Source organism: uncultured Gimesia sp. (assembly GCF_937919775.1).
Lineage (GTDB): Bacteria > Planctomycetota > Planctomycetia > Planctomycetales > Planctomycetaceae > Gimesia.
Map to the genome: position 1 here is coordinate 1 of NZ_CALFPF010000510.1, position 4,978 is coordinate 4,978.

Annotated in this window: 3 protein-coding genes and 1 pseudogene; 2 read left to right on the forward strand and 2 right to left on the reverse strand. The window is 53.7% G+C overall.

Annotated elements, in window-relative coordinates; genetic code table 11:
- Positions 1–253: 253 nt before the first annotated feature.
- Both Q0294_RS14660 and Q0294_RS14665 read left to right on the forward strand, forming a co-directional pair.
- Positions 254–664: a BlaI/MecI/CopY family transcriptional regulator gene (locus tag Q0294_RS14660; protein ID WP_299466892.1), complete on the forward strand. Its 411-nt coding sequence runs from the start codon at positions 254–256 to the stop codon at positions 662–664.
- A gap of 5 nt (positions 665–669) precedes the next feature.
- Positions 670–3,882: a M56 family metallopeptidase gene (locus Q0294_RS14665; protein WP_299466894.1), complete on the forward strand. Its 3,213-nt coding sequence runs from the start codon at positions 670–672 to the stop codon at positions 3,880–3,882.
- A 17-nt stretch (positions 3,883–3,899) separates the two neighbouring features.
- On the opposite strand, the gene Q0294_RS14670 is transcribed toward Q0294_RS14665, so the two are convergent.
- Together Q0294_RS14670 and Q0294_RS14675 are read right to left on the reverse strand one after the other, a co-directional pair.
- On the reverse strand, positions 3,900–4,184 hold the full coding sequence (locus Q0294_RS14670; protein ID WP_299466896.1) for an antibiotic biosynthesis monooxygenase: 285 nt from the start codon (positions 4,182–4,184) through the stop codon (positions 3,900–3,902).
- Between the two features lie 118 nt (positions 4,185–4,302).
- Positions 4,303–4,978: pseudogene (locus Q0294_RS14675) on the reverse strand (hypothetical protein); the annotation flags it as partial.

Consider the following 4,978-nt stretch of genomic DNA (forward strand, 5'->3'; position numbering starts at 1 on the left):
CGTGCGGATGACAACGCACTGCGACTCGCATCTCTTCAGACGTTGAGAACATTAATCTCGAACACTTCCGCAGAACTCAATTACTGTGGTTATCACGATGTCAGTGAACTCCCCGGGTCGATCCCCGGCTTTGATCAGATGTCTTGAATCATCGCTGATCCAAAAATAATGATGAAATCGCCTCTTGACATGCCTACACACCGTAGGTACATTTCACCTACAACTTGTAGGCGTCTCATTTCAGGAGTTCGAGATGGCAAAAGCAGATTCTGCGCCGCTGACCGATGCGCAGCGGGAAATTATGGAACTCGTATGGGAACGCGGGGAAGTCACCGTCAGTGAAGTCCGCGACGCGCTGGCGGAACGCCGCGAACTGGCCCGCAATACCGTGCAGACCATGATTGTACGACTCGAAGAGAAGGGCTGGCTGAAGCACCGTGAGGAGGGCCGGACGTTCGTCTATTCCGCAAAACGGCCGCGCACGGTTTCGCTGGGTGCCAAGGTCTCTCAGATGGTAGATCGCCTCTTCGCAGGTTCCCCTGAGGAAATGGTGACCGCCCTATTGGAATACCGGGGTCTTTCCCCCGACGAAGCCGAACGGATTCGCACCATGATCGAAGCAGCGGAAACAGATACCACGCAAAAACCCAAACGACAGAGGTAATCTCCATGATCGCATTTGATTTCTGGAAACCCGGTGATCTGTTCCTGACAGGCAGCATGAATGTACTGCTGCAGGTGACGTTCGTGACAGCCCTCATCATGGTGCTGGCTTCGTTCCTCCGCCGTAACCCGGCGGTTCGATACGGCCTGTTGTGCGCGGCGTTGTTCCTGATCTTGCTGACTCCGGTGATCACCCTGGTCATGCAATACTCGGGAACCAGCCTGTTGACCTTCTCGCTGAATACAGAAGACTCGGCTTCCCGCTCAGGCTCAGAAGTAAGGTATGATCCGGTCGAAGTCGATTCCTTACCCTTGATTTCCTCAGCCGGGAACCGGGAAAGACAATATGCAGCCCAGGCTGCGTTGCCTGATCCGACAGAACCGGGGGCGCTCAAGCGGGAACTGCATTCCGGATCCGTGCTGGAGTTATCGAGGGCACCGAAAAAATCAACGCTTGTCGCACATGTCGTCCCGACAATAGAAGCAGAGACTGTCCATGCACTCCGCATCACGCTGCAGGGTGTGCTGCTCATCTGGCTTGCCGGAAGCGTCATCGCGCTAATCAGACAGCTCACCGGCTGGTGCCGACTCGTATCCATTTTGCGCACTGCGAAAGCCAATACCAATCCTGCTCTGGCTGAGTCCTTCGCGGAGGCGGGACGACTGTTTCCACAACATCGACTGCCGGAACTGGTTTTATCGCCGCATGTATCAGGGCCGGTTTCCGCCGGTTTATGGCAGCCGCGGGTGATCTTCCCGGAACAGCTTGCCGGTCAGATCGCTCCCGAGGCATTACGGGATATTTTCATTCACGAAATTGCGCATAGCGTCCGACGCGATCAGGTCATCCTGTTGATTCAAAATCTGGTCTCGGCGTTTTTCTGGTTTCATCCACTTGTGAAAATGTTGAACCGGCAGCTTGCTCAAGCACGTGAAGAAGTCTGCGACAACTATGTGCTGGTTGTAACGGACGCAAATTCGTATAGCCGTACATTGCTCACGCTTGCCAGCCTGATTCAAAGTGAGCGGTGCCTGCCCGGTACAATTGGCCTGTTTACCTCGCGCTGGAAACTAGAACATCGAATCGCAGGCCTGCTCGATCAGCAGCGAAGTCGCTCTATCCGGCTCTCAAGCAAGAAACTTCTGTGTCTGCTCGCGCTTTCACTTTGTATGACAGCCGGTATCGCGGCGGGAACCTTCACGTCGGCGGTCGCTCAAACCGATGAATCAAAAAAGACCGAACCAGGGGCGAAAGGAATCATTGTTCACGGCACCATTACCACACACGAAGGAAAACCGGCCGCTGGGGCACACGTAGAAGTCATCGGGTTGAAGCCTGTGGATGAGACAAAACCCGATCGAAAGGTGCTGGCAGAAGGAGTGGCGGACAAGTCAGGTCGATACGAACTGTCGCTGCCTGCTGATGCGCCGAACACGTACAGTCAGTATGACCTCAGCGTCCGGTCAGAACATTCGGGGCTTATATCACGGGCCAGAAAGTGGCACGGTGATTCGATGACCGTCGATCTGAAACTTCCCGCACCATATAACAGTGTCATCCACTTCGTCGATGCGGGAGGACGGCCTGCGAAACATTTATCGCTGGAGATGGAACTGCTCAACATCAAAATATCAGCGCCTCCCAATGTGGCTATTCAACCTTTGAAACCTGCTGAAAACCAGATCAAACGGCCCAGGAATGCGATGAACCTGGCCCCTGATTCCATGCTGACCTTCCGTCCCCGCAAAACCGATGACCAGGGCAAGCTGCTGCTGAATATGTTTGATCTGCGGAATGGTATCTCCCTGAAAATTCTCGGCTCGGAGAAGTTCGCTCCTCAGTGGGTGATCCTTAATTCGGATCAACCTGAAGAACGCAGCAAACACGATGGGACGTATCGTGATCTTATCAGAAATATCAAGGCGGGAGAGACGTTGACGATTTCTCTCGCGCCGGCTCAGTGGTTTTCAGGCCGGGTCCTGCTGGGCGACACGGGAAAACCAGCAACCAACTCGCGGATTCAAATTTGGGCCAGCCAGGAGGAACCCTTAGGTTCGATGGTTTCGATTGAAGGCAAGACCGACGAGGCAGGACACTTTCGGTTGAATCCCCGGCCAGGGGTCCGGTTCGGGATTGTCGCGTACCCGCCACAAGGGACGCCTTATCTCACCCGGGAAGTGAAAGACCTGCGCTGGACTCCAGAAACAGCAAAAGATATTGAGCTCAAACTCGACAAGGTTGTACTGGCAGAAGGGACTGTCCGCGACGCGAAGACCGGCCAGCCGTTAGTGGGAGCAGCGGTCCAGTACTACCCCGAGCGAGCGAATAAACGTCATACGGAAGACATCATCACCGGCTGGCAGAGCATTCAGAAAACAGACAAAGCAGGCAAGTTCCAGATTCCTGTTTTACCCGGTCCGGGATCACTGCTCGTGCATGCGGCCGAACGAAAGTATATTCTGCAGGAACAGGGATCCCGAGAATTACACGAGAGAAAACCGGGAGGCACGCGGGTCTATGCTCACGCGTTTCACAAGATCGACCCGCAGATGGGACAAATATTAGAACCCATGCAGATTACTCTGCAGCCCGGGTCCACGGTCGCAGGCACGCTGGTCGATCCGAGCGGCAAACCCGTAGAGCATGCGCTGATGATTTCGCGTTTGAAGGTCTCGCCCACTTCGCCCGACTGGTGGCGCGGTGATTCGGACCAGACGAAGGACGGGACATTCGAACTAGAGGGACTCCGTGAGGCTGAAGAATACCCGGTCTATTTTCTCGACCCTGAGCATCGGCTGGGAGCCGCAGCGCTGATCAGTACGAAGAACCCTGCGCCCCGAATCGTACTCACACCGTGTGGGTCTGCCACCGCGAAATACGTGGATCAACATGGAAAACCAATCGTTGATGAGATGCTGGGGGGTTTGAGAATGATCGTCACACCAGGGCAAACACAATACGATCTGCAGGCGATTCGACGGGGAGAGAAATTAGCGGACGAAGCTTTCGTCGTCAATATTGACCGCCTGAATTATCAATCGCTGGCTACGACCACCACCAATGCGCAGGGGAAACTGAATTTCCCCGCGCTGATTCCCGGTGCCCCTTACCGGCATGTGATTATTGTCGACGGGCATCCCCAAATCACCCATGAGTTTGTCCTGCAGCCCGGAGAGCAGAAAGATCTGGGTGAGATCGAAATCCACCTGAATGAGTAAGGAGCGGTCACTTCCCTTTAGTGTTTGTAGATCTTGTGACGCGGGCGGTCGGAGAGGATTTCTTCTTTGCCCCAGTTGGTCACTGCGCGGAAGGCGTCGCTCTGGATGAAGTCTTTGAATGCCTGCTCGTCGGACCATTCGCTGGTGATCATGTACGAGGCATCGTCGCTGACGTCTTTCCACAAGTTGGAATTTTCATGCCCGTCGGCGGCGTTGAGTGCCTCAATCACGGCGGCAAATTTGTCTTCGAATGATTGCTGCTTGCCTTCGAGTACGTGATAGTTCATGCCGACTGTGATCATGGCTGAGAGCCCTTCCTGTAAAATCTGGTTTCTGGACTAATGTTGCGCCAATCGTAGTCGGCTGACATTCCAGATACAATAGAGCCATCCGTATTTATCAGTGATGCGGTCCGAAGCATCAATCTGCCGCTGGAGATTTCTTATCAGGATGATTAATCATCGGAAGTCCGTCTTTGATCTGGTAACGCAGCGGTTTACCAGTCTCCGGATCGACAGGAATTTCGAAGAAATACTCGGGAACGAGCTCCTGCAGTGATTCCGGATATCGGCCGTGTGCTCTGCGAAACAGATCGGCTGCGATCAGGGTCAGTGCAATTTCCTGTTTGACCGTGTGTGAAACGGGCTGAAAACTGGAGAACTGATATTCTTGATCTGGCATTAATACCAATGCCGGCAGATAGCGGATGCGGTCAGTCGGAGATTTCAGAAGGCGATGATATTCGGCCAAGTATTTTGATTTGGCAGGAGCTGCAGCGACTTTTGCATCCCACAGCAGGCTGGCTAATTCTTGTAGTTTTTTGTGCATCGATTTTCTATCGGCGATCAAGGCGGCCACCGGTGCTGCCATGACATCGAATTGGGATGTCTGAGCGAAATCTGAGCCGTTTTGTCGAGTCCCCAGAGGAATCACGAACAATGATGCCAGCAGCTTTTCTTTCTCTGGTGAATGTACAAGGACTTCGCGCAAGATCTGAAAACCACTCGAGGTAAACCGTCCGTTTCCAGCGCCATCATCGGTATAGGTCTTCTGCAGGAAATCATCGATGAAGAGGTGTTCCAGTTGATCGTATTCG